This window comes from Xanthomonas sp. WHRI 10207, from assembly GCF_040202975.1.
Lineage (GTDB): Bacteria > Pseudomonadota > Gammaproteobacteria > Xanthomonadales > Xanthomonadaceae > Xanthomonas.
Genome location: NZ_JBEGDX010000001.1, coordinates 525,770 through 551,466, shown reverse-complemented (window position 1 = coordinate 551,466; position 25,697 = coordinate 525,770). Strand labels below are relative to the sequence as shown.

Here is a 25,697-nt window from a genome sequence, read left to right as displayed (position 1 = left end):
TGCCGCTGCGTGGCATCCGCACCGGCACCGCTTGCCCATGAAGCACCGCTTGCCCTGAAGCCTCGCGCGCTCTAGCCTTCGCCGGACTTCACTGCAAGGACCACCCGTGAATCCTCGTCTGCTGTTGCTGGCATTGGCTGTGGCCGCCGGCACGTTATCGCTGTCGGCCTGCCGCAAGGATGCCCCGCCGCCAGCCAAACCGGCCGCGACCAACACCGCGCCTGCCGAAAGCGCCGACCAGTTCGTCGCGCGCATCAGCGCCGAGTACAAGGCCGCCTACCCGGAAGTCACTGCCGCGCAGTGGCTGTCGTCGACCTACATCAACGGCGACTCGCAGCTGCTGGCCGCCAAGGCCAACGAGCGTTCGCTGGCGCAGCTGGATCGCTGGATCGAACAATCCAAGCAGTACGTCGGCACACCGATGTCGGCAGACAGTGCACGCGCACTGCAGCTGCTCAAACTGATGAGCGCCCTGCCCGCGCCGCGCGACCCGGCCAAACTGGCCGAACTCACCCGCATCGCCGCCAAGATGGAAGGCGACTACGGCGCCGGGAGTTACTGCGTGGGCGATGGCGAACAACGCCGCTGCCGCCAGCTCGGTGAGCTGGAACAAGTGCTGGCCAGCAGCCGCGACTACACCGAACAACTCGATGCCTGGCAGGGCTGGCATAGCACCGCCCAGCCGATGCGCAAGGACTACCAGCGCTTTGTCGAGCTGGCCAACGAAGGCGCGCGCGGCAACGGCTTTGCCGATGTCGGGGTGATGTGGCGCAGCGGCTACGACATGCCGCCAGCGCAGTTGGCCAGCGAGACCGACCGGTTGTGGGAGCAAGTCAAACCGCTGTATGCGCAGTTGCAGTGCTACGCGCGCGGCAAGCTCGATACGCAGTACGGCAAGGACAAGGGCGAAGTGGCCGGCGGTCTGTTGCCGGCGCATTTGATGGGCAATATGTGGCAGCAGGACTGGAGCAATCTGTGGGATCTGCTGCAGCCCTACCCCGGCGCCGGCGATCTGGACATCACCTCCGCGCTGGAAAAGCAGTACCAGGGCAATCTGAGCGCGGTACTGGCGCGTAATACCGGCGGCGACGGCGGGACGGCGGCACGCTTCAATGCCGAGCGCGAGGCGCAACTGCGTACCGCCAAACAGATGACCGAGCGCGCGCAGGATTTCTACACCTCGCTGGGTATGCCCAAGCTTCCGGACACCTATTGGCAACGCTCGCAGTTCATCAAGCCGCTGGACCGCGATGTGGTCTGCCATGCCAGCGCGTGGGACATGAACATGGGCGGCGAGCCGAGCCAGAACATCGGCGCCGATGTGCGCACCAAGATGTGCATCAAGCCCACCGAAGAAGACTTCACCACCATTTATCACGAGCTCGGCCACATCTATTACGACCTGGCCTACAACCCGCTGCCGCCGCTGTTTCAGAACGGCGCCAACGACGGCTTCCACGAAGCGATCGGCGACACCATTGTGCTGGCGATGACGCCGAAGTACCTGCAGTCGATCGGCATGGTCGGCGAACAGCAGGCCGGGCGCGAAGCGTTGATCAACTCGCAGATGCGCATGGCCTTGAGCAAGGTCGCCTTCCTGCCGTTCGGCTTGATGATCGACCGCTGGCGCTGGGGCGTGTTCGATGGCTCGATTCCGCCGGAGCGCTACAACCAGGCCTGGTGGGAACTCAAAGCCAAATACCAGGGCGTAGCACCGGTGACCGCACGCGGCGAAGAGTTCTTCGATGCCGGCGCCAAATACCACGTGCCGGGCAATACCCCGTACACGCGCTATTTTCTGGCGCATATCCTGCAATTTCAGTTCTACAAGGGTCTGTGCGATGCGGCCGGGCATCAAGGCCCGTTGTATGAGTGCAGCTTCTACGGCAACAAGGATGCAGGGCAGAAATTCTGGTCGATGTTGCAACGTGGATCGAGCCAGCCCTGGCAGACCACGCTGAAGGAGCTCACCGGCAGCGAGAAACTCGACGCCGGCCCGATGCTGGAGTACTTCGCACCGATGAGCGAATGGCTCAAGCAGCAGAATCAGGGCCAATTGTGCGGCTGGCAGGCAACCGCGCCTGCTGCCGCGAGCAATGCGCCTGCGCCTGCCGCATTGCGCTGACGCGCCACTTTGCCTGCGGCATGCGGCGGCCATCACCCAGGCCGCCGCATAACATTCCTTTGATAAACGCCTAAAACGCTGCCGATATACTGCGCGCCCGCTGCACAGGCGCAGCATGCAGGAAGCATCCCAATGAGCAACGCCTCCCCCGGCCCGGACGCGCGCGATGTGGACCGCAACAAGCAGGTCATCGACGACGCGAACGATCGCGCATTCAACCCAACCTATAGCAGCTCCAATAGCGAATACGCGGCGAAAGTTGGGAGCAGCACCGTCTCGGTCAACCCGGCAGAACAGTCGGCCAAGTATGCGCAGACCAGCGAGCAGAACAGCGGCAACCCGACGCAGCCGTTAGGCCAGACCAGCCTGCGTGGCGGTGGCTCGCTGAGCGCAGGCAGTCTCAGCGATGCCGACGCAAAGACCACCACCTTCAGCCTTGAAGCCGACGCGCAGACCGGCCAGCAACAGCGCCTGCAATCCACGCTTGGCGACAGCAAGCTGAGCATCGAGGCCGGCGCCAGTGCCGGGCAGCGCATGCGCTACGCACTGACGCTGCCCGGTGTGGACCAGCCGCTGGAGGCCGCCAGACAGGTGAATCCGCTGCAGCCGGAGAGCCTTCCGATCGGCGCGCGCGCGGTGATGGACACTCAAACCTTTGTGCAGAGCGAATCCTCGGCGAGTCTGCGAGGGCTCACCACGCAGAGCAAGATCACCGAAGCCAGCGGCCGCAGCTACATGATCGAACGCGTCGACGAGCGCCACGTGCGTGTGGTGACCGGGCCGAATGCGGCCATCGAGGCGGTGAATGCACTTGGCTTCAAAGCCGGACCGGCGCAGGCCCTGCTCGGGCGCGCCGACTCCCTGGGCCAGTCGCAAGTGAACAGCGCGCAGTTCGATCTGGCTGATCCGCGTGCGCGCGCGGCCATGGGCGAGTTCGTACGCGAAGGCAAGCTTGCACCGGGCGTGCCCGGCGTCGATGAGATGCAGACGCTGGAGCGCATCAATTTCAGCTCGCAGCAGCGTCTACAGCTGGAACTGGGCCCGCTCAGCGCCGATGTTGCCGGCAACCGCAACCAAGGCAGCCAGGTACGCATCAGCACACCGGGCCAGGACGGCTACACCGTGGTGCAACAGTTGCAATACGGCGACAACGTGCCGCTGACGATCGTGCGCCACTACGACGGCAACGCTGCCGAACGCGTGGAGCAGCGCAGCTACCGTTTCGAGATCGATGGCGACGTGGTGGCGCCTGGCTGGTTGCAGCGCCTGGGCGGGCGCAACGAGGCCAGTGAGGAAAAGGCGATCGCGCAGACGCTTAACAGCGCGTTGAGCGGTGAGATGACGGGCACCGGCGCGATCGCGCCAGGTCAGAAGACCACGCTGGAATTCAGCGAGGTGCAGATGCAGGCGCTGCTGGAACAGACGCGCACCAGCGCCGACGCCAGCAAGATCGGCGGCAGCGCGCTGACCTCACTGGTCGGCGACCGCAACGCCCCGGCGCAGTCGCCTGAGCAGTTTGCGATCGCGATGGCCCGCAATGTGGGTGGATCGCCGTATGGGTTCGCCGAGCGGCTGCAACGTATCGCCGACGGCGCCGACGGGAAATACGACGGCCAGCTGCAGCGTGTCGATGCCACCGTGCTGCCGAGGCCGGCGGACGCCGCCCAGGCGCTGCCGGACCCGCGCGATCCAGCGCATGCGGATCATGCCCTGCTGCAGCAATCCACCGCGGCAGTGGAGCGCTTGCAAGCCGCACCCGGCCCAGCCGCAGGAATGGACAGCGAACGCCTGGCCTTAGGGGCGGTGGTGGCCGCACGCGAGCATGGCTTGCAGCGGGTCGATCACGTGGTGCTCGGCAACGATCCGGCGCGTGGCTTCGTGGTGCAGGGAGCACTCGATTCGCCAGCGCATCTACGGGGCAGCTTCGATGCCAAGGCCGCGCAGGAAGAGCCCGTGGCCGCCAGCCTGCAGCGGCTGCAGGCGCTGGAACCCGGCACGGAGCGCGATGCTGCTGCGCAGGCGCAGGTGTCGCAGCAGGAAACGCAGCGACAGGCGCAAGCGCGCTGAGAACGCGCGCTGGTCGGTCGCACGTGATTGCGCAGGTCGACAGACTCCGATCACGCGCGGCCAGCCGCCGTGTCGGCGTAGCGTGCTGGATCGGGAGTTACCGCCGGCTCGCCGCCACACTGATGCTGCGCGCCACGTGAGGGGCCATCTGTGGCGCCGATGATCGCCTTCCAGCGTTTTAGAACGACTCCACAGCCGCCAGGCGCGCGCAGCCAGTGCTCGGTGCGGGATGTACCACGCGTACACACCGGTTCTGAGAGCGCCATCCACGCTCACCTGACGACTGCTCGCTACGTTTTGTTAGCCACTCTAAGCAGCAGATACGCCAAGCAGGTGACGCTCGCGCCCGTGCAGTGGACACCGCAGGCGAGTGATCCGTTCGCAACTCCAAGCGCCGGCGAAGGTGCACAGCGAAGGTACTTCAGTTGAGCTTCGCGCCACCCTGCAAGCGCTCGCTCAACCGGGCCTTGAACTGTTCGAACTCCATGCCATCGGCCTGGGCCTCGGCATGCGCGGCATCTTTCAGCGCGTCCGAGTAGGTCAGGCGCACGGGGGTGCCCTGGCGTTCGTGCAGTTCGGCGGCGCGCATGATCAGCGTCAACACCTGCGCGGCGCTGGTGCTTTCGCCAGCGATGCGGCCATCCATGCCCAGCACCCATTCGCCGTCGCGGCGGACGATGCCGGCCAGCAACGTGCGTTGCTGGTCGCGCAGTTCGGCATGCGCTTCGATCGGCGATTCGGCCGTGGCCTTGGCGGCGGCCTGGTTGCGCTGGCGCTCGGTTGCACGCTTGCGGGCATCGCGGCGCAACTTGGAATCGGTGGACATGCAGGCTCCTGTAGGGTCAAAGATGGTTGGCCGGCTCCAGAGGCACTGCCTCGGTGGCCTGGCGGTGCCGCAGACGGCGGCCGCTGCGGCGCTCCCAGCGCCAGAATAGCCAGCCCAGCAGGAAAAAACCGGTCATGCCGATCGCCAGATGCCGGGGGTGTTCACTGAGCAGCGGCGACAGCACCCCGGCTACCACCGTGTTGGTCATCAACTGGGTGAAGGCCTGCAGCGACGACGCCAGGCCGCGCTGCTGCGGGTACATGTCCAGCACCGCCAGCGCCAGGATCGGGAAGATCAACGCCATGCCGACACCGGCCAGAAAGATCGGCAGCACCGCCCATGGCAGCGCGATCTGCGCCACCGACAAGGTGTAGCCCAGGTTGGCGAGCGCGGCCACGCCGCAGCAGATGAAGCCGATGCGGATCTGCCGCACCGGGTTCATCTGGCCGGCCATGCGCCCGGACAGAAACGAGCCCAGCGTCATACCGCCGATGGTGGGAATGAACAACCAGGCAAAGTCGCCTTCGCCCAGATGCAGGTGCTGCATGATCAGCACCGGCGCCGAAGCGATGTACAAAAAAATGCCGGCGAAGTTGAACGCACCGGCCGCCGCCAGGCGCTGGAAGCGCGGGTTGAAGCCGATCCGCACGTAGTCGTGCAGCAAGCGCTTGAGCTGCAGCGGCGTGCGCGCTTCCACCGGGTGGGTTTCCGGCAGCCAGAGCATGGTCGCGATCAGCAGCACCAGCCCGAACACCATCAGAAACCAGAAGATCAGCGGCCAGCCGGCGCCGCTTAGCAGGATCCAGCCGCCGATGATCGGCGCGATGGCCGGCGCGATGCCGAAGATCATCGACACCTGGCTCATCAGCCGTTGCGCGTCCGGGCCATGGAACAGGTCGCGGATCACCGCACGGCCGACGATCATGCCCACGCCGGCCGACAGGCCCTGCAACGCGCGGAAGGCCAGCAGCGTGGGCAGATCCTGCGACAGCGCGCAGCCGATCGAGCCGGCGATGAACAGCACCAGCCCGCCCAGGATCACCCGCTTGCGGCCCCAGGCGTCTGAGAGCGGCCCATGCGCGATGCTCATCACCCCGTAAGCCAGCAGGTAGAAGCTGATGGTCTGCTGGATCGCCACCTGGTCCACCGCCAGGCTGCGGCTGAGCCGCGAGAACGCCGGGAAGATGGTGTCGATGGAGAACGGGCCGAACATCGCCAGCCCGGCGAGCAACAGCGCCATGCGACGGGTGGAAGGCGTGGTGGGGGTCATGCAGGAATCCGAAACGTGGTGCATCGGGGGACGCACGCCGGCATCTGCGATTTGCGGCGCCGGGATGAGCACAAGGGAGACGATGATAGGCGCTCGCCGTTGCAAGGTTAAGCAGACGCAAGTGCGGCAGCCCAGGTGCGATCGGCCCGGCGGGTGCGCCAGGTGGCGCAGCCCCACGCTATAATCGGCCCGGCAACACGGTGGGAGAAGCGGCACTGCCGCTGCCGAAGGCGCAACAGCCCGTAATCGCTCAGGCCCGATACCATCCGCAGTACAACTCTGGAGAGACCGGCCGATGCCGGCGCCGAAGGGGCACGGAACGCAGGCAGGCCAATGGCCAGGCCGCGTTTTTAAACTCTCAGGCAAAAGGACAGAGGGGCGCGAGGAAGACCGTCGCTGCGGCGGGTCGTGGTGCGCTGTGCGCGCCGGGCCGGCCAGGAGACGTGTCGACCATTCGTCTGCCCCCTGACCCGGATGCCCGCCATGTCCCAGACCTCGTCTTCCCTGCGCGACCTCGAACACCACAGCGCGTTCGTCGAACGCCACATCGGCCCTAACGACGCAGAAATCGCGCAGATGCTGGACGTGGTCGGCCACGCCTCGCTGGATGCGTTGACCGACGCCATCGTGCCGGGCAACATCAAGTCGCCGGCTGCGCTGGCGCTGCCCGAGTCGATCACCGAAGAAGAAGCGCTGGCCAAGATCCGCGCCATCGCCAGCAAGAATCAGGTGCAGCGCACCTTTATCGGCCAGGGCTATTACGGCACCCACACGCCCAAGGTCATTCTGCGCAACATCCTGGAAAACCCGGCCTGGTACACCGCGTACACGCCGTACCAGGCAGAGATTTCGCAGGGCCGCATGGAAGCGTTGATCAACTTCCAGACCCTGTGCGCGGATCTGACCGGCATGCAGATCGCCAACGCCTCGTTGCTGGACGAAGCCACCGCTGCGGCCGAAGCGATGACGCTGGCCAAGCGTTCGGCCAAATCCAAATCCGACATCTTCTTCGTGCACGACGCGGTGCATCCGCAGACGCTGGAACTGTTGCGCACGCGCGCCGAGCCGCTGGGCATCGTGTTGCGCGTCGGCACCCTGGACGAAGCATTGCAGGCCGAGTGTTTCGGCGTGCTGCTGCAGTACCCGGACAGCTTCGGCCGGCTTCACTTCGACACCATCGGCGGCCACGCCGCGCTGGCCGATGCGGTGCATGCGCAGGGCGGCCTGGTGGCGGTGGCCACCGATCTGTTGGCGCTGACCCTGATCGCCGCGCCCGGCGAATGGGGTGCGGACATCGTGGTCGGCAATTCGCAGCGTTTTGGCGTGCCGTTCGGATTTGGCGGCCCGCATGCGGCCTTCATGGCCTGCCGCGACGCGTACAAGCGCTCGATGCCGGGCCGCTTGATCGGCGTGTCGATCGATGCCGCCGGCAACCCCGCGTATCGCTTGACCCTGCAGACGCGCGAGCAACACATCCGCCGCGAAAAGGCCACCTCCAACATCTGCACCGCGCAGGTGCTGCTGGCGGTGATGGCCTCGATGTACGCGGTCTACCACGGCCCCGATGGCCTGACCCGCATTGCCCGTCGTACCCATCGCCTGGCCGCGATCCTGGCTGCCGCGCTGCGTAGCGCTGGCGTGAGCGTCGGCGAGCATTTCTTCGACACGCTGCACGTCAAGGCGATCGATGCCGATGCCATCCATGCACGTGCGCGTGCGGCCGGCATCAACCTGCGTGCCATCGACAGCGAAGCGGTGGGTATCAGCCTGGACGAAACCAGCACGCGCGCCGATGTGGTGGCGCTGGCGCAGTTGTTCGGTGCCCAGGCGGACATCGATGCACTGGACGCGGCCACCGCCGATGCGTTGCCGCAAGGCCTGCTACGCACCAGCCCGTTCATGACACACCCGGTATTCAATACCCACCACAGCGAACACGAACTGCTGCGCTACATGCGCTCGCTGGCCGACAAGGATCTGGCGATGGATCGCACCATGATCCCGCTGGGCAGCTGCACCATGAAGCTCAACGCCACCGCCGAAATGATCCCGGTGACCTGGCCCGAATTCGGCGCGATCCATCCGCTGGCGCCAGCAGAACAATCGGCCGGCTATGCGCAGCTGATCGAGGAACTCGAAGCGATGCTGGTCGAGTGCACTGGCTACGACGCGGTGAGCCTGCAGCCCAACTCCGGCGCGCAGGGCGAATACGCCGGCCTGCTGGCGATCCGCGCCTATCACCGTTCGCGTGGCGAGGCGCATCGCGACATCTGCCTGATTCCCGAATCCGCGCATGGCACCAACCCGGCCTCTGCACAGATGTGCGGCATGACGGTCGTAGTCACCAAGTGCGATGCCAACGGCAACGTCGATGTCGAAGACATCCGCGCCAAGGCGGAGAAGTATTCCGATCGTCTGGCCGCGCTGATGATCACCTACCCGTCCACGCACGGCGTGTTCGAAGAAGACGTGGTGGCGATCTGCGAAGCGGTGCATGCGCATGGCGGCCAGGTCTACACCGACGGCGCCAACATGAATGCCCTGGTCGGCGTGGCCAAGCCCGGCAAGTGGGGCTCGGATGTGTCACATCTCAACCTGCACAAGACCTTCTGCATTCCGCACGGCGGCGGCGGCCCGGGCGTGGGCCCGTGTGCGGTCAAATCGCATCTGGCGCCGTTTTTGCCGCGCACGCTGGGCGGCGAAGGGGATGTGGGCATGGTCAGCGCGGCCAGCTATGGCTCGGCCTCCATCCTGCCGATCAGCTGGATGTACGTGACCATGATGGGCAGTGGCGGCTTGCGCAAGGCCACGCAGGTGGCATTGCTCAACGCCAACTACATCGCCAAGCGGCTCGCACCGCATTACAAGACGCTGTACACCGGCCGTAATGGCCTGGTGGCGCACGAGTGCATCCTGGATGTGCGGCCGCTGGAAAAGACCAGCGGCATCGGCGCCGAAGACATCGCCAAGCGTTTGATCGACTTCGGCTTCCACGCGCCGACGCTGAGCTTCCCGGTCGCCGGCACCTTGATGGTGGAGCCGACCGAAAGCGAATCGCAGCACGAACTGGACCGTTTCATCGACGCGATGATCCAGATCCGCGAAGAGATCAGCGCCATCGAAGACGGCCGCCTGGACCGCGACGACAACCCGCTCAAGCACGCACCGCACACCGCCACGCAGGTGTCGGCCAGCGAGTGGACCCATGCCTACCCGCGCGAGCTGGCCGCTTTCCCGCTGCCGAGCCTCAAACAGCAGAAGTACTGGCCGCCGGTGGCGCGCGTGGACAACGTCTATGGCGACAAGAACGTGATGTGCGCCTGCATCCCGGTGGATGCGTACAAGGAAGACGCCGAGGTCTGAGTGGCATGACAGACGCGGTAACCATCAAACCCGGCTGGTGAAACAGCCGGGTTTTTTGTTGCGTCATACGATGCGGGCCAGATGCGCGAGAGGGGCAACATTCATCGCGACTGCACGCCGGTTGCAGCACGACCAATGAGCGTGCGGTATCGACATGCTGGCAGCGACACGCTCGCTACCAGAGCCGCTGCGCGAGCTACCGCCCTGTATTGCAACTGCACTTGCGGAGAGTGTGCGTCTGCATTTTTTTGCTTCAGAGGCATCGCCGATCGCAGCTACCAACGGATGCCACGCACGCACTGCACGCGCGTTTGCCTCGCCTACACATGCGCTGGGCATGATGGCAAACGCCTCCCCTTATGGCAGAACCTTGCGCATGCTTGCACTGAAACATCTTGGCACCTTGCTGTTGGCAGCCACCCTGCTACTCGGCTGCGCGCCACGTCGCCCCGGTGAGGTACCTGCGCTGGTGCATGCGCCCGATGCGCGTGCCGAGCTGGTACAGACCGATGCGGGCGTGGTGCGCGGTGTGGCCAGCGCACATGGCAAGGCGTTTTTGGGCGTGCCGTTCGCCGAGCCGCCGGTGGGCGCGTTGCGCTTCCGTGCACCGCAACCGGCAGCGGCCTGGAAGGATGTTCGCGATGCCACGCAGGTCGGGCCCGCCTGCCTGCCGCGGTATCGCTTCGGGCAAAAGCAGGTCTCCGAAGACTGCCTTACGCTGAACATCTACGCACCGCCCGGCCCTGCGCCGGCCCACCCGCGCGCGGTCATGGTGTGGATCTACGGTGGAGCATTGGAGCTGGGCAGCAATGCCGACTACGACCTGAGTGCATTGGCGGCGCGGCAGAATGTCATCGTGGTGGCACCCAACTATCGGCTGGGGGTCTTCGGATTCTTCGCGCACCCGAGTCTGCGCGGCGAAGGCGAAGGCGCGTATGCGCTACTGGATCAACAGGCCGCATTGCGCTGGGTACAACGCAATATCGCTGCATTCGGCGGCGATGCGCACAACCTCACCGTGTTCGGTGAATCCGCCGGCGCGTGGAGCATCTGTTACCAGCTCGCGTCGCCAGGCGCGCGGGGCCTGTTTCAGCGCGCGATTCTGCAGAGCGGTAGCTGTCTTGCATCCGATTCGAGCGTGACGCGCGCCGAGGCAGAGCGCGGCGGTACGCGCATGGCACAGATGCTTGGCTGCGAGCGGGCAAGCGATGTGGCCGCGTGCCTGCGCGACCTTCCTGCCGAGGCATTGGCCGATGCAACACCGCAGCGCCGCGGCTTGACCGGCAGCGATGCGTGGGCGCCGATGGCCGGCGGCGATGTGCTGCCGGTAGTGCCCGCCGAAGCGATTGCCAACGCGCAGCATGCGCAGGTCCCGGTCCTGATCGGCAACAACCGCTATGAGGGACGCCTGTTCGCCCAACTGCTGTCCTACATGGGCAAGCTCACGCTGCGCAGCGGTTATGAAGCGCGCATCCAGCGCATGTATGCGGCGCCGGCACCGATCATGGCGCACTACGCAGATGTCGCGGCGCAGTCGCGCTGGGAAGCGTTTGCCGACATCGTCACCGACGGCGGTTTCGCCTGCCCCACGCGCCGGCTTGGGCAAGCGCTGCGCACGCATGCCGCCGTGTATGCGTATGAGTTCGACGACCCGCAGGCGCCGTACGGCCTGTGGCGCTTGCCGTTCTCGCGGCCATTGGGCGCGTTTCACGCCTCCGAACTGGCGTATCTGTTTCAACGCGCCTGGGTGCTCAGTGGCGACCCGCAGTTCAGTGCCGCGCAACAGGCGTTTTCCGACACTTTGCAGGACTATTGGGGCGCGTTTGCCCGTACTGGCGACCCCAATGGTGGCGGGCGACCGCCGTGGCCGCGCTTCGATGGCGACACACCGTTGACGGTGTCGCCACACAGGATCGGCGCTACGCCCGACTTCGTACAGCGGCACCGCTGCGCGTTCTGGGATGCACAGGTGCAGGCCGCTGCAGCTCCGCCACCTGCGCGTTTGCAACAGCATCAGCAAGACCTCACACGCGATGGTCAACGATGAGCGTGTCCTAGACGAGGCCGCAGCTGCATCCAGGCAAGCCGATGACGCAGATGTCACTGGCCTCAGGTGCCGGCCTTCGCTCAGTTACATGCAATCAACGTTACGGGAGTGCTCCATGTCCACATCCACGTCATCCCCCTGCCCCGAGGTGCTGCTGCGCACCGGGCGTCGCGTCGCAGCGCTTGGCCTGGGCTCCTGGAACCTGGGCCAGGGCCGGCATCCGCCGCAGCAGGAGATCGAAGCACTGCAGACCGGCCAGCAACTAGGCATGCGGCTGATCGACACCGCCGAAATGTACGGCAACGGCCGTTCCGAGCAGTTGATCGGCCAGGCCATCGACAGCGCACAACCGCCGTATCTGGTGTCGAAGGTGTTGCCGAGCAATGCAAGCGCGCGCGGCATCGCACGCGCCTGCGAAGCCAGCCTGCAGCGGCTTGGCGTGCGCACCCTGGATCTGTATCTGCTGCACTGGCGCGGCGGGAGCGATCTTGCCGAAGTGGTCGCTGCGTTCGAAGCTTTGCGCGACGCCGGCAAGATCCGCGATTGGGGCGTGTCGAATTTCGATGTGGACGACATGCAGGATCTGTGGCGCATCGATGGCGGGCAGCGCTGCCTGGTCAATCAAGTGCTGTATCACGCCGGCAGCCGCGGGATCGAATTCGATCTGCTGCCGTGGTGCGCCGAGCATGAGGTGACGGTCATGGCGTACTCGCCACTGGGTAGCCGCGCATTGCTCGATCACCCGGTATTGCATGCCATCGGTGCACGACGTGGCGTGGCCGCCACCGCGGTGGCATTGGCGTGGGCGATCCGCAGCGGCCAGGTCATCGCCATTCCCGAATCGGGTACGCCCGCACATGTGAGCGCGAACGCGGCGGCGTGCACTTTGCAACTGGACGCGCAGGATCTTGCAACGCTGGATAGCGCGTTCCCTCTACCAACGCGTAGACAGCCGCTGGATCTGCTGTAGATCAAACACCACACGCGGCCTAATGCACATCGCGGGTGTGGCGATGTTCGCAGCATGCGCGTGGTGTGTTTGGCATTGCGCAGCGCGCGGTAGCGCACGCTTTGCGTTGCGCGACGTGTGTGTGTGAGTGTTCGTTCGCATGTAGACACACTCGTTTAACGGCACCACTCCCAGGCTCGGTTGGATCGCTAGCATCCCAGCCCGCCAACGTGGAGTCCCCCATGGCCAAGTCCCCAAGTAAAGCCGCACAGGTTCCTTCTGTCGGCAGTTCCGCCAGCGCGCAGGAACTGCGCGGCACTGGCGACGAACTGCATCAAAAAGCCGGCGGCTCGCATCCGCAATTGACCACCAACCAGGGCATCCCGGTTGGCGACAACCAGAACTCGCTACGCGCCACGCCGCGCGGGCCGACGTTGCTGGAAGACTTCATCCTGCGCGAGAAGATCACCCACTTCGATCACGAGCGCATCCCCGAGCGCATCGTGCATGCACGCGGCAGCGCCGCGCATGGCTACTTCGAGTTGACCAAATCGCTGAGTCAGTACACCACCGCCAAGATCTTCAACGAAGTGGGCGAAAAGACGCCGTTGTTTACGCGCTTTTCCACGGTTGCAGGCGGTGCCGGCTCGGTGGACACGCCGCGCGATGTGCGTGGGTTTGCGGTGAAGTTCTACACCAAGGAAGGCAACTGGGATCTGGTGGGCAACAATATCCCGGTGTTCTTCATCCAGGACGCGATGAAGTTCCCGGACCTGATCCATGCGGTGAAGATGGAGCCGGACCGCGGCTTTCCGCAGGCTGCCAGCGCACATGACACGTTCTGGGATTTCATTTCGCTCACCCCCGAATCGATGCACATGATCATGTGGGCGATGAGCGACCGCACCATCCCACGCTCGCTGCGCATGATCGAAGGCTTCGGCATTCACAGCTTCCGCTTCCTCAACGCGGCCGGCGACAGCACCTTCGTCAAGTTCCATTGGCGCCCAAAGCTTGGCCTGCAATCGACCATCTGGGACGAGGCAGTGAAGCTGGCCGGTGCCGACCCGGATTTCCAGCGTCGCGATCTGTTCGAGTCGATTCAAAACGGCGACTTCCCCGAGTGGGAGCTTGGCGTGCAACTGTTTACCGAAGCGGAGGCCGAGGCGTTTCCGTTCGACCATCTGGATTCGACCAAGGTCATTCCGGAAGAACTGGTGCCGCTGCAGATCGTCGGCCGCATGGTGCTGGACCGCTGGCCGGACAATTTCTTTGCCGAAACCGAACAAGTGGCGTATTGCCCAGCCAACATCGTTCCGGGCATCGATTTCAGCAACGACCCGCTACTGCAAGGACGTCTGTTCTCGTACCTGGATACGCAGCTGAGCCGTCTGGGCGGGCCGAATTTCCATCAGATCCCGATCAACGCACCCAAGTGTCCGTTCGCCAACAATCAGCGCGATGGGCATATGCAAATGGGTGTGCCGAAGGGCCGCGTCGCCTACGAACCCAGCTCGCTGCAGACCGATGCGCCGCGCGAAGCGCTGCGTGGATTCCCCAGCCATGCAACGCCTGCCGAAGATGGCGCAAAGGGCCGCGTGCGCGCAGAGAGTTTTGCCGATCATTACAGCCAGGCACGCTTGTTCTACCGCAGCCAGACCGCACCGGAACAGGCGCATCTGGCATCGGCGCTAGTGTTTGAACTGTCCAAGGTCGACACAGCGCACGTGCGCGAGGCCATCGTGGGTCATCTGCGTCATGTCGATCCGGCACTGGCGCAGCGCGTGGCTGACGGCATGGGCATGAGCAAACTGCCGCCTGCACCTCCGGCAGCGGTGGCGCCCACCGACATGCCGTTGTCGCCTGCGCTGCAATTGATCGGCAAGATGAAGGACACCTTGCAGGGCCGCACGGTGGGCATACTGATCCATGACGGCTCGGATGCCGCAGCGATCAAGGCCGTGCGCAAGGCTGCCGAAGCAGCTGGCGCCACAGTAAAAATCGTCGCACCCAAACGCGGCGGCGCCAAGCTCAGCGATGGCAAGCAGTTGGCTGCCGATGGCCAGCTCGCCGGCACGCCGTCGATCGTGTTCGATGCGGTGGCCGTGCTGCTGTCGTCGGAAGCGGCAAAATTGCTGACCAACGAATCGGCGGCACTGGACTTCGTCAGCAACGCCTGGGCGCATCTGAAGGCGATTGCCTTCGACGACGGCGCACAACTGCTGCTCAAGGCCGGCAATGTCGGCAAGGATGCAGGCATTGTCCCCGCGGCCGATACCAAGGCCTTCATCGCCGCAGCAAAAACCCGCCAGTGGGCACGCGAGCCGAAGGTGCGCATGTTGGCGTAAGCGCGCAAGCGCAAACAGCGACCCTGGACGCGAGCGACGTCACCGACGTCGTTCGCGCCCAGGGCGTCATACAGAGAAACATCTATCGCTGTTTCATTAGTCGGTAGAGAGTGTTGGAACAACGATGACGGCCGCTAGAAAGTGCGATGCATTTCGATGCGACATCCGACCGTCAAGCAACCCGCAGGACTACTGGAAGTTCAGTCTTTGAGTGGGTAGACGTGGGATCTATAACCTGAGAACGATCAGTAATCCTCAGTTGCAGCAAGCATCCCGATCGACCTCAGCCAGATGTACCAGAGCTATCAGGCACGAGGCGATGAATCAAAGCGCAGATCTTCGAAGATGGCTGAAAGACCGCGCTTGCAAGCGAAAGCCGCGGCGTCGCCAGCGTGACCACCATTGATTCAGACCTGTGCGCATCCACGTGCGCACCAGGCGCCGCCGAATCGAACAGAAGGTGCGTGCCAGGACGCGTCGAAAAAATACCTGCCGCAGCGAATTCAAGCGTATGCAAAGCATTGCGCAACGCCGACAGCAAGGCATCTTCCGACGGCGTCCAGCGCAATCGGACAATGAACACCGCCTCATCGCGTTCGATCAGCGACGTCCGATCAGGCTCATCGCCCAACACCAGCGCGCACCCGGGACCGGCTGTCACCAGACCAAGTTCGTCATCGATCGCACACGCACGCGCGTAGTCGGTTGTGCCGCTATCGCACAGGGAGGGCTCAATTCCCGACCAGTCTGGCAAATCCACCGCATGCAGCAGAACAAGCGGCCCACCACCTGATTCAATCCATCGCAGCTGTGTCATTTCTTGTCTCGATAGCACATGAAAACAGGCACACCGGCGCGCGACGGCGGGGGGGGCCGTCAGTCGATCGCAGGCAGCGGCACGTGTTGCTGCGCAGTCGCCAGCGCGCGGTACTCGCGCGGCGTCATGCCCACCGCTTGCTTGAACTGTCGCGCAAACGCGCTCTGATCGCTGAAGCCGCAGGCATGGCCGATTTCGGTCAGGCTCTTTTTTCCGTGCAGCAAATGCATGGCCATCTGCAAACGCAACTTGGCCAGCACCTGCTGCGGGGTGAGCTGGAACACCTTGCGAAACGAGCGTTGCAGCTTGGACATCGAAAACCCGGTGATCTCCACCAATGCCTGCATGCGCACGTTTTGCGCGTAATTGGCGTTGAGGTATGCCAGCGCAAGCCTGAGTTTTTCGTACTGCGATTCGTGCCCGTCCTGCGGGCCGAGATCGCGCGAGATACCGATGATGCCCTGAACCTTGCCGTCGACCAGCAGCGGACGTTTGCAGGTAAGGCACCAGCCCGGCTCGCGGTTGGCGAACAGATGCAGTTCCAGCAGGTTGTCGATCACCTCACCGGCCAGCACCTGCTCGTCCTGATTGGCGTAGTTGGCGCCGAGACCGCTCGGGTAGACCTCGGCGACACGCTTGCCGATCAGTTCCTTGCGCGACTTCAGGCCCAGGCGCCGCAGCATGGTCTGGTTGACGTGGGTGTAGCGACCCTCGCGGTCCTTGACGAAAAACAGCACGTCCGGCACGGCATCGAACAACGCTTCCAGATCGGCAGGGTCGATGCTCTTCATGCGAGAGGATTCATGCAGTGCGAGGGACTCGGGGCCAGGAGAGGCACAGCGGTGCAGTGACGCATTAGCGTCTGCACACACCACCGCTGCGCAACGTCATGATACGCCGCGCCTGTCGCTCGGTTTGCAGGCGCTCAGCGCGGCTGTTCGGCCACGGTGGCGGTGACTGCAGCCCGGCCGTCCTTGGGAGCGTCGATGGAAGCACTGGTGGCGCCCATGCGATCGGCCGGCGTGCGCCGCGCTGACCAGGTCTGCACCACTGCAGCACCCGATTGCGACCCCACTTGTACGCGCAGACGCGCACCGGCGGTGGGCGCCACGAATTCGATTTCGCAATCGCCTGCGGCCATGCAGCTGTCCGCTGCCAGCGGGTCGACCGGCTGCCAGCCCTGCTCGGCGATCGCCTGCGAAAACGCGCGATAGCTCATGCCTGGCTTGAGGGTCGCCGGCAACGGCACCAGCAGCTCGCTATTGGCTGCGTCTGTCGCGCTGGCAGTCACAGGCGCAGTGGCCACCGGCGCACGTGCAGGCACAGCCGCCGTGGGCCGCGGTGCGGCGCTCCAGGCAGGGCTGAAAATGAGGGCAAGCCCAAGCAAGGCCGGGCGGACGAACGTGCGCATGCGAAAGATCCTTGCGATCCTGGCAGGGATTGGGAAAGTTAAAGAAGCGCTATTTTGACACGTCGACATGACGCCTGGGCGATGATGCCGGCGCCCGATCAGCCGCCATTTCATCGCCGGTTATCCAACGGCACACCGCAAGCCACTCGACTACGTGGTTATCGGCGGCACACTGTGTTACTTGAGCGAGCGCGACAACAACGCGCATTTCCAGCTGGCTTGCGCAACACCATGCGTCTCCGCGCGATGTGCAGTTGCCGAATCTTCGATCGCCCTCAGCACTCGCATGCTGCCGATCGAGGAACGCGACGCAAAAAAAAACGGCACGCCGCTGCAAGGCGGCGTGCCGTTTTTTCTAATGCATCACTGCCCGATATGCTGCTTCAACCAGCCGTTGACAGTGTCGTGCCACAGGATGCTGTTGTCCGGCTTGAGCACCCAGTGGTTCTCGTCCGGGAAGTACAGGAACTTGGAATCGATGCCCTTGCGCTGTAGCGCGGTGAAGGCAGCCAGGCCTTGTTCGACCGGGATGCGGAAGTCCTGCTGGCCATGGATTACCAGCATCGGCACCTTCCACTTGTCCACGTGCAGCACCGGATTGAACTTCTCGTAGCCAGCCGGGTTCTGCCATGGCGTGCCGCCGTTTTCCCACTCGGAAAACCACAACTCTTCGGTGGCGTAGCCCATGGTGCGGTTGTCGAATACGCCGTCGTGATCGACCAGGCATTTCCACGGGTGGTTCCCGTCTTTATCAAGCCACGTCCCTGCCATCCAATAGACCATGTAGCCGCCATAGCTGGCACCTAGCGCACAGGCCTTGTCGCCGTTGAGGAAGCCGTACTGCTTCTGCGCGGCAGTCCAGCCTTTTTGCAGGTCTTCCAGCGGTCGGTCGCCCCAATGCTGGCTGATCGCATCGGTAAATTCCTGGCCGTAACCGGTGGAGCCGTGGAAGTCGATCATCACCACCGCATAGCCCTGGCCGGCGTAGGTCTGTGGGTTCCAGCGGTTGCTCCAGCCATTGCCGAAGCTGCCCTGCGGGCCGCCGTGGATCAGGAACGCCACCGGGTAGGTCTTGCCTTCCTGATAGTTGTACGGCTTGACCACATAGCCGTGCACGGTGTCGTTGTTCCAGCCCTTGAACTGGAACTGCTCGTAATCGCCAAACTGCACGTCGGGCAGTTGCTCGCCAGCGGTCTGGGTGATGGCACGCAAGTTCTGGCCCTGCACATCGCTGACGAAGATCTGATCGCCGCTCTTGAGCGAGTTGCGGGTAAATGCCAGCGTGATGCCAGCCAGCGTCGGTGCATGCACGCTGCCCTCGCCCACCAGCTTGGTCGCGTCGCCGCTGGCGATGTCGATCTTGAACAGCGGGTGTTCGCCCAGGTCATCGGCACTGGTGTAGATGCTGCTGCCGTTATCGCCCAGCACGATTTCGCCGGCCGAGCGATCCCACTTCGGCGCGATCTCGCGCGTCTTGCCGCTGGCCACGTCCATCGCCATCAGGCCGAAGCGGTCGGCCTCGAAGCCGGGGCGCTTCATCGCGCGGTAGTACAGGGTTTTGCCATCGGCACTGAACACCGGGCCGGCATCCCAGGCCGGGTTGGCGGCGGTCAGATTGACCGGCGCGGATTTGCCGGCCGCATCCAGGCGATACAGGTCGAAGTTGGTCTGCCACGGCTCGTCGTTGCCGGTCGGCTTGGTGGCGGCCTTGGCGTTCTTACCGGCCTCTGGGCCATGCGGTTGCGGAATACGCACGCTGGCGACCACGCTGGCACCGTCTGGCGACCAGGTGTAATCGTCGTTGCCGCCGAACGGCTTGGACGGCGCATCGCCGGCCAACGTGGCACTGATCGCCGAGGCGCCGACCACCGGTTTGGCGCCGGTTGCGGGCAGCTCTGAGACGAACAAGGTGTTGCGACGGCCATCGTTCCAGGTGTCCCAATGGCGCACGAACAGCTGGTCGTACACCACGCCGCTGGCCTTGGCATTCTTCACGCTGGCGAGCTTTTTCTTGGTGCAATCCAGGTCCGACCCGCAGTCCTGAAACACGCCCGCACTGAAGGCAATGCGCTTGCCGTCTGGCGAGAGCTTGTAGCTGTCCAGGTCCACTGCGAACGCGGTGAGCTGCTGCGGAGTGCCGCCGGCCAGCGGCTGCGCGTACAGCTGCTGGATGCCGGATTTGCTGCTGAGGAAGTACACCGTTTTGCCATCGGGCGACAGCGCCGGGCTGTTGACGTTCCAGCCTTCCGGGGTGAGCCGCTTGGGCGGCGACAAATCACGGGTACGCAGGTTGCGCATCCACAGACCGGTGGCCGGCTTGCCGTTGGCGGTCTTGGCCTGGCGCTTGGCGAACACCACCACGCCGCCATCGGGGCTGAGCGTGGGCGAGGACACTCGATCCAGCGCGACCATGTCGCGCACATCGAAACCGCGCGCGGCGGCAAGGGTTGGCAAGGCGGCCAATAGACACAGGGGCAGCACGGCGTGACGCAGCTTCATCGAGAGTTCCTGCAACGGCAAAACGTCGATGGTAGGCGTTGCTGCAGCGCACGCGCAAAGGCTTGCGCTCGCGCCTGCCTGCGCGGTTGCGTGGGCGTCGCCTCGTGGATGGAATTCCGCGCCTAAATGCGGCGACCAGAACCTGAGGTCCGTGCTGTCAAACGCGGATAGCCAGCGCGTGTGGCGGCATGGCTCATGCGGCCAGCAAGGCGGATCACACCGCCCAGGTCCGCTTAAGGAATGCGCGCTCTGTTGGACAGATGATTGCACCAGTGTGCCCACCGGTCGTCGCTACGCCGAAGCAAGCTTCCCATGCGGCGACAGCAGCTCAGCGTTGCTCACGTATCCGCAACGCTTGGCGTGCGGCGAATGGACGTTGCGAGGCACCAGTCGACCTGACGCCTCGCAACCTTGACCATTTTCTACAAAGCGGGGTGTGCATGTACGGCATGCACCCCCTGCCCTTGGCTCACCACACGACTTAGAAGCGGTGCGCCATGCCCACATACACCTGCGCGTCCGGGGTACGGTCGTTGAGCCCGAAGTTGGCGCCCACGTCCAGTTGCAATAGCGGATTGATCAGATACCCAGCCGCGATATCGGCCGAATACTGTTCGATGGTCTCGGCCGGGTCGCGATTGATCGAAGACCACACTTCCACTGCCATCGATAACTTCGGCGTCAGCGGGCGGGCCAGGTTGATCGCATTGACGATGGCGACATGCTTGCCGCTGCCATCGCTGTCGGCCAGCCAATCCACCTCCGGGCCGAAGGTCAGCGAGAAACTATTGGGCAATACGAAATTGATCGGCAACGCGACGCCGCCTTCCCACTCGTCGTTGCCCAGACCGGTGCGGGCAGTCGGCGCCTTGACGAACGGCAGCACCGCGACGGTGGCGGTGTCGCTTTCGTAGAAACGCGCCTTCATGCGTAGATAGATGTCGCCACCGCCGCTCAGGCTGCTGCGTGCGCCGGTAGCGCGATCGGTGGTTTTGACCTGCAGCTGCGGCGCCCAGTTGAGCTGCAGATCGATGCGGTCGCTGACGCCGTATTTGAGCGTGGGATTGGTGAACACCGAGGTTTCGATGCGTGTGCCGGGCTGGCTGTCGCGGGTGTAGCTACCGATGTCGGTTTCCAGCTGCCAGGCGCCGGTCGGCACGGTACAGGTGGAATTGGCCTTGGTCGGCCGATCGGTGCACAGCGCCGCTTCGGTGGCGTCTTGTGCCTGCGCTTGCGTCGCCAGGCCGCACAGCACGCCGGCCATGGCGATGGTCAGCAGGGGGATGCGCCGTACACGGGACGGGAAACAGGGAATAACAGTCAGCATTGCAGGAACTCCATGGCAGAGCGCTGGACCGATGACACGACAGGCCAGCAGTGAGGGAGGGGGAATGCGCGTGGAGAGGTAGATCGACTGCATGACGCTGGACTATCGGCGTCTGCTCGATCCTATCGAACTGTCGAGCTCGCCAGACAAAAAGCGACCGCAACCGCACCTTGGAAGCGGCGCAGTGTGATTGGGCTAACGTTTTTGTCGGCAGCAGCGGCGGCGCGATGGCCTAGGGCGCGGAGATCAGCGGGGTCGATCGAGGCATGCGGCAGCCGTAACGCATCATCCGTGCGGGAGACGGCACGATACGGAGCGGCGGCATAAAGGCGCTATGCATGAGCGCTGGATCTGGCATAAAGCCGGCGCAAAGACGGGCTGCAGACAAGTGAAGTGCCGTCACGGACGGTCGACGGGGTCTGCAGCGGCGATGCGTGGGGATGGTGCAGATGGCAGCGGCATGCGCTGTGGGCAGGTCGCCTTGCGCGCCTGCCAGAACGGCGCATGCATCGCATGCGCCGTGTCTGTCGTCAGGCTCAGGCCGCCTGTTCGCCGCGCTTGCCGACGCGATACAGCAGCCAGCCGACCACGGCGAGGATGGCCAGGCCAACCCACTGATTGAGCTGCAAGGCAGCTGGCAGTGCCAGCACATCGGCGCGGCTGGACAGCACGATCGGCACCGCGATGGCGATGCCCATCAGCGCTTCGCCGGTGATCAGGCCGGCGGCAAACAGCACGCCCGGACGATGCACCCGGTCGCGGCCATCTTCGTCGTCGGCGCGGATGTTGTGGAAGCGCTCGACCAGATGCGCGATCAGGCCACCGACAAAGATCGGCACCATCAGCTCCAGCGGCAGGTAGATACCGATCGCTGCGGCCAGCACCGGCACGCGGAAGCGCTTGCCGGTGGCCTTCAACCATTCGTCCAATGCGATGATCGCCGCGCCCACCACCGCTCCGATGGCGATCATGGTCCACGGCAACTGGCCGCCGAACAGGCCCTTGGCGACCGAGGCCATCAAGGTGGCCTGCGGCGCGCCCAACGAGTTGGGATGCTGCGGAGTGGCCGGGCCGATGCCATACGCCTGCGCCAGCAAGTTCAGCACCGGCGCCATGATCAACGCACACGAGAACGCACCAATGCCGAGCATCAGCTGCTGCTTCCACGGCGTGGCGCCGACCAGATAACCGGCCTTGAGATCCTGCAGGTTGTCGCCGCCCACCGCTGCCGCGCAGCACACCACCGCACCGATCATGATCGCCGCCACCGCGCCCAGCGGTGCGGCGCCGATGCCCACCGGCACCAGCCCATCCTTACCCAGCAACAGCACCAGCACCGCCGAGGCGAACAGGATGGTGGAGATGGTGATGCCCGACACCGGGTTGTTGGACGAGCCGATCAAGCCGGCCAGATACCCGGACACCGACACGAACAGAAAGCCGGCCACGATCATGATGATGGTCATCGGGATCGACACATGCCACTGCTGCACGATGGCCTGATAGAGGCCAAGCAGCGGCAAGGTGCAGAGCACCAGTGCCACCAGCATCCACTTCATCGGCAGATCGCGCTCGGTTTCGGCGACCACGCCGCCCCCGCTCTTGCGCGCAGCGGCAAAGCCGCTCTTGACGCCGGAAAACAGTGATTTGCGCAGCGAGAACAAGGTCCACACGCCGCCGATCAGCATCGCACCGACGCCGAGGTAGCGGATCTTCGCTCCCCAGATGCCGAAGGCCGCATCGGCCGCCGGCGCACCGACCAGGCTCTGCGCCAGAGCCGGGTCCGAGCCCATGAAGAACTGCTGATACAGCGGGATGGCAATGTGCCAGGACAGGATGGAACCGGACAACACCACGATGCCGACGTTCAAGCCGACGATGTAGCCCACGCCCAGCAATGCCGGCGACAGGTTGGTGCCCAGATACCCAACCAGGCGGCTGCTACCCAGGTAGGTGGCCTGCGCCCAGGTGTCCGGGATCACCCGCAAGCCGCTGGCGGCAGCGAGTTTGACCAGCGCGCCGATGGCACCGGAGGCGGCCAGGATCTTCAGGCCCGGACCGGGGTTTTCGCCGGCCTTGAGCACTTCGGCGGCGGCCTTGCCTTCGGGGAACGGCAGCGGGTCTTCGACGATCATCGAGCGCCGCAGCGGCACCGAGAACAGCACGCCCAGCAGCCCGCCCATGCCGGCGATGCCCAGCACCCACCAGTATTTGAAGTCCGGCCAGTAGCCCATGATCACCAGCGCGGGGATGGTGAAGATCACCCCGGCGGCGATCGACGAACCGGCCGAGGCGCCGGTCTGGACGATGTTGTTCTCCAGAATGGTGCCGCCGCCCAACAAGCGCAGTACGCCCATCGACACCACCGCTGCCGGGATGGCCGTGGCAATGGTCAAACCCGCAAACAGGCCGAGGTAGGCGTTGGCGGCCGAAAGCACCACCGCCAGCACGATGGCCAGCACGATGGCGCGGAAGGTGAGCTGGCGCGGTTGCGCGTCTTGGCTCATTGGGCATTCCCCTGTAGGCAAAAAATCCGTACCACGCTAGCGCCTGCGCCGATGCGAGTCCAGCTGCGGCGCGGCGTGACAGTGCGGCTGCCATGGCGGGTGGTACGGCGGTTTGACCGCGGTGCGGCTACATCGGTGCGTTTACGTCAGCATCAATGCGCTTTAAACCTCACCAAGACCGTGACGACCACGCATGCTTGTTGCATCGCCGCGCACTGCGGGGAACGCATCCCCGTGTTCAGTCTTTTTGTCTGTGCTGAGTAAAGCCCATGGGCAAGCGCCATACACACACAAGAGCGGCTAACAACGCGTAGCGAGCAGGCGTCAGTTGGATGTGGACGGCGCGGAGGAACCGGCGTGTACAAGGGGACCATGCCGCACCGAGCACCCGCCACGCCCGCCTGGCAGCCGCACAGTCGTTTTGTTAGCTGCTCTAAGACCGCCATGTAACCAGAGGTGCAGACCATGCAACATCCACTGACCGCCACCCTGATGGCCGGCATGCTGCTGTCGTTATCGTCAGCCGCCACATTCGCCACACCACCCGCCGAGCACGGCGCGCAATGCCCTGACCCGGCAGAGGTGCGTTACGAGGCGGGCCGCTATCGCGCCAACGTACGACTCGGGGTGGCGTCAGGAAGCGGGGCCTGGTCCAGCACACTACAAGCCAACAATGGCAAGCCGCGGCACCTGGCCTCGGTGCTCTATTACGGCGAGTCACCCGAGACAGCGTCCAGCATGGGCGTGCTGGTCAACTGCACTTACTCCATGCGCGGCGGCAAGGAAGTGGACCTGGCGTATTTCGACAGTCGCACGCCACAGATGCAACGCAACCTGTTCGTCACCCCCAGACACCCGACGCACTGGCAACTCGATCAGCCGCCGGTAGCAGGAACGGTCCAGTTCTACACATGCACTCGGAGTGCAGAGGACTGCGCGTTCGAACCGCTGCGTCTGGAGGAATGACGCAGCGGCACGCACTGTCTAGCGTCAGTGCAGCAGTTCGGCGAATGCGCGATCGGCTTCGATGACGTCCGGCAAGGTGGCGAACAAGCCCTCCAGGTCGACGCCGTCCATCAGTGGTGCGCGCAGCGCGTCCAATGCCTGCGGGGTAGCACCGCCGTGCGCGTGCAGCGCGTCGGAAACCTGCACCGCCTGGGCCACCAGCAACGGCATCCGTGCGCCTTCGGGCGCGGCGGCCGGGCGAACCTGGTAGGCGATGGCTTCCTGGATCACCACCGGCAATTGCCAGCGACGCACCAGCTCGGCGCCCACTTCCGGGTAGCCGAAGCCCAGTTGCAGGGTTTCTTCGGCGGCATGGCCGGCCGATGAGGTGTCGTGATTGATGCGACTGGCGTAATCCGGTGCGCCGGACTGGATCAGCAGTTCGCCGATGTTGTGCATCATCCCGCAGGTGAAGGCGGTTTCCGGGTCCAGGCCGTGCTGGCGCGCCAGCAGGCGGCAGATGCCGGCCACCTCGAAACTGTGCCGCCAGAAGGCCTTGAGATCGAAGCCCGGGCCGGCGCGGAAGGCACCGGTCATGGCCGAGGCCAGCACCAGGGTGCGCAGCGTGTTGAAGCCCAGGCGCATCGCGGCGTCTTCCACGCTGGTGGAATCGCGCAAGCCGTGGAATCGCGCCGAATTGGCCAGGCGCAACACCTTGGCAGCGATCACCGGATCGCGCTCGATGGTGTGCGCCAGTGCATCGATATCGGTTTGCGGATCGTCGAATTGACGGATCAGGTCCTGCGCCACCTTGGGCACGGTGGGCAAGGTGTGCAACTGGTCGAACAACGCCTCCAACTTCATGATCGCCTCGTGGGTGAACGGATAAGCCAGCGCGGTTGCGCAGACCTGCATGGTGTAGCACAGACCGGTTGGCTGTCGGTGACCGAGGCCGGGCTTATTTATGCATGCGTGTGGATTTTTGCGCTTGAGGCGGCATCCCGCACGCCGCCGGGCGGTGATCACGGCCGACAGCGAACTCGACAGTGATGCGCAGGCGATTGCGCGGATGCCAGTAGGAATGCGGTTTGGCTGTGAATCAGTGGGGGTGACAGGCGCGCAGCGCTGCACGGTTGTACTGCGCGCAGCTGCAGCAGGCGCATGGACATGACGCATCGTTGCATTGTCGCTGCGTG

General features: G+C 64.5%; 16 protein-coding genes, 2 other RNA genes and 1 riboswitch. Of the genes, 8 read left to right on the top strand and 10 right to left on the bottom strand.

Features of this window, described 5'->3' with window-relative positions; translation table 11 throughout:
• Positions 1-106: 106 nt before the first annotated feature.
• From ABQU90_RS02470 to ABQU90_RS02460, 3 genes are all read left to right on the top strand, one after another.
• Positions 107-2,125, top strand: a complete 2,019-nt coding sequence (locus tag ABQU90_RS02470) for a M2 family metallopeptidase (RefSeq protein WP_323523250.1) — start codon at positions 107-109, stop codon at positions 2,123-2,125.
• A 132-nt stretch (positions 2,126-2,257) separates the two neighbouring features.
• Positions 2,258-4,192, top strand: a complete 1,935-nt coding sequence (locus tag ABQU90_RS02465) for an XVIPCD domain-containing protein (RefSeq protein ID WP_323523249.1) — start codon at positions 2,258-2,260, stop codon at positions 4,190-4,192.
• A gap of 229 nt (positions 4,193-4,421) precedes the next feature.
• Positions 4,422-4,498: non-coding RNA, sX9 sRNA (locus ABQU90_RS02460), on the top strand.
• A 115-nt stretch (positions 4,499-4,613) separates the two neighbouring features.
• On the opposite strand, the gene ABQU90_RS02455 is transcribed toward ABQU90_RS02460, so the two are convergent.
• Positions 4,614-5,018, bottom strand: a complete 405-nt coding sequence (locus ABQU90_RS02455; protein ID WP_055845632.1) for a hypothetical protein — start codon at positions 5,016-5,018, stop codon at positions 4,614-4,616.
• 16 nt (positions 5,019-5,034) lie between these two features.
• Entirely contained in the window at positions 5,035-6,288 is a 1,254-nt protein-coding gene (locus tag ABQU90_RS02450; RefSeq protein WP_323523248.1) for a multidrug effflux MFS transporter, read from the bottom strand.
• A 269-nt stretch (positions 6,289-6,557) separates the two neighbouring features.
• Positions 6,558-6,672: riboswitch (glycine riboswitch) on the top strand.
• A 90-nt stretch (positions 6,673-6,762) separates the two neighbouring features.
• Here ABQU90_RS02450 and gcvP point away from each other — a divergent pair.
• The 4 genes from gcvP to ABQU90_RS02430 all read left to right on the top strand — a co-directional run bounded on the left by gcvP (position 6,763) and on the right by ABQU90_RS02430 (position 14,995).
• The gene (gcvP, locus tag ABQU90_RS02445) at positions 6,763-9,651 is read left to right on the top strand and encodes an aminomethyl-transferring glycine dehydrogenase (RefSeq protein WP_323523247.1); all 2,889 of its coding nucleotides are present in this window, start codon (positions 6,763-6,765) and stop codon (positions 9,649-9,651) included.
• A gap of 376 nt (positions 9,652-10,027) precedes the next feature.
• Positions 10,028-11,698, top strand: a complete 1,671-nt coding sequence (locus tag ABQU90_RS02440; RefSeq protein ID WP_323523246.1) for a carboxylesterase/lipase family protein — start codon at positions 10,028-10,030, stop codon at positions 11,696-11,698.
• 115 nt (positions 11,699-11,813) lie between these two features.
• On the top strand, positions 11,814-12,668 hold the full coding sequence (locus ABQU90_RS02435) for an aldo/keto reductase (protein ID WP_323523245.1): 855 nt from the start codon (positions 11,814-11,816) through the stop codon (positions 12,666-12,668).
• Between the two features lie 221 nt (positions 12,669-12,889).
• Positions 12,890-14,995: a catalase gene (locus tag ABQU90_RS02430; RefSeq protein ID WP_323523244.1), complete on the top strand. Its 2,106-nt coding sequence runs from the start codon at positions 12,890-12,892 to the stop codon at positions 14,993-14,995.
• Positions 14,996-15,278: 283 nt separating this feature from the next.
• Here ABQU90_RS02430 and ABQU90_RS02425 read toward each other — a convergent pair whose 3' ends face one another.
• From ABQU90_RS02425 to ABQU90_RS02395, 7 genes are all read right to left on the bottom strand, one after another.
• Positions 15,279-15,812: an Imm21 family immunity protein gene (locus tag ABQU90_RS02425; protein WP_323523243.1), complete on the bottom strand. Its 534-nt coding sequence runs from the start codon at positions 15,810-15,812 to the stop codon at positions 15,279-15,281.
• Positions 15,813-15,871: 59 nt separating this feature from the next.
• The gene (locus ABQU90_RS02420) at positions 15,872-16,603 is read right to left on the bottom strand and encodes an AraC family transcriptional regulator (RefSeq protein ID WP_115512290.1); all 732 of its coding nucleotides are present in this window, start codon (positions 16,601-16,603) and stop codon (positions 15,872-15,874) included.
• 134 nt (positions 16,604-16,737) lie between these two features.
• Positions 16,738-17,223: a hypothetical protein gene (locus ABQU90_RS02415; protein WP_323523242.1), complete on the bottom strand. Its 486-nt coding sequence runs from the start codon at positions 17,221-17,223 to the stop codon at positions 16,738-16,740.
• A 363-nt stretch (positions 17,224-17,586) separates the two neighbouring features.
• Positions 17,587-19,722 (bottom strand): S9 family peptidase, encoded by a 2,136-nt coding sequence (locus ABQU90_RS02410; protein ID WP_323523241.1) that lies wholly within the window; start codon positions 19,720-19,722, stop codon positions 17,587-17,589.
• Between the two features lie 481 nt (positions 19,723-20,203).
• On the bottom strand, positions 20,204-21,037 hold the full coding sequence (locus ABQU90_RS02405) for a transporter (RefSeq protein WP_407078754.1): 834 nt from the start codon (positions 21,035-21,037) through the stop codon (positions 20,204-20,206).
• Positions 21,038-21,585: 548 nt separating this feature from the next.
• Positions 21,586-23,556, bottom strand: coding sequence for an OPT family oligopeptide transporter (locus tag ABQU90_RS02400; protein WP_323515790.1), 1,971 nt, complete (start codon positions 23,554-23,556; stop codon positions 21,586-21,588).
• A 298-nt stretch (positions 23,557-23,854) separates the two neighbouring features.
• A non-coding RNA gene (locus tag ABQU90_RS02395) (sX9 sRNA) lies at positions 23,855-23,930 on the bottom strand.
• Positions 23,931-24,021: 91 nt separating this feature from the next.
• Here ABQU90_RS02395 and ABQU90_RS02390 point away from each other — a divergent pair.
• Positions 24,022-24,522: a DUF3757 domain-containing protein gene (locus ABQU90_RS02390; RefSeq protein WP_323523240.1), complete on the top strand. Its 501-nt coding sequence runs from the start codon at positions 24,022-24,024 to the stop codon at positions 24,520-24,522.
• A 24-nt stretch (positions 24,523-24,546) separates the two neighbouring features.
• Here ABQU90_RS02390 and ABQU90_RS02385 read toward each other — a convergent pair whose 3' ends face one another.
• Positions 24,547-25,365: an HDOD domain-containing protein gene (locus ABQU90_RS02385; protein ID WP_055846276.1), complete on the bottom strand. Its 819-nt coding sequence runs from the start codon at positions 25,363-25,365 to the stop codon at positions 24,547-24,549.
• Positions 25,366-25,697 lie beyond the last annotated feature (332 nt).